Raw genomic sequence first — 430 nt, 5'->3', positions numbered from 1 at the left:
AATGGGCAGCCACTAACTGCTCGTTGAGCAATCCGACTTCATCAAGGAGATCTAGCGAGTCCGACGCACCGTTCGACCGCGCCATCGTATTGCTCTCCTCTAACTCCAGCAAGTGCGTGTGAACCGGAAGATCGGGGTACTCGGTGGTAAGGGTGGCCGTCCGCTCCCATACGTCGCGGGTACACGACCAGTCGTCGTGCGGGCAGATCGTCGCTCGGATACGCCCATCGTACGTATTGTGGTGCTCGTCGATGAACGCACGGGCCCGCTCAAACTGTTCGTCAGTCGGGACGTCCCAGAACAGATCCGAGACCGCCACCCCGAAGAATCCACGGAGTCCGGCGTCACCGAACGTCTCAGCCCCGTAGCTCGGTCGCACGTCCATCGAATTGACGGTAGTGACGCCACCGTTGAGGAAATTGAGTGCGGC

At 60.2% G+C, this 430-nt stretch carries 1 protein-coding gene; it reads right to left on the bottom strand.

Annotated features, from left to right (window positions below):
* On the bottom strand, positions 1-430 hold a 430-nt coding region (locus EXE44_RS21640; RefSeq protein WP_369333865.1), incomplete at both ends, for an amidohydrolase family protein.

Origin of the sequence: Halorubrum sp. SS7, assembly GCF_005435055.1 — an archaeon.
Taxonomy (GTDB): Archaea; Halobacteriota; Halobacteria; order Halobacteriales; family Haloferacaceae; genus Halorubrum; species Halorubrum salinarum.
The sequence above is the reverse complement of the archived record's forward strand: the minus strand, read 5'-3'. Positions and strand labels throughout refer to the sequence as shown.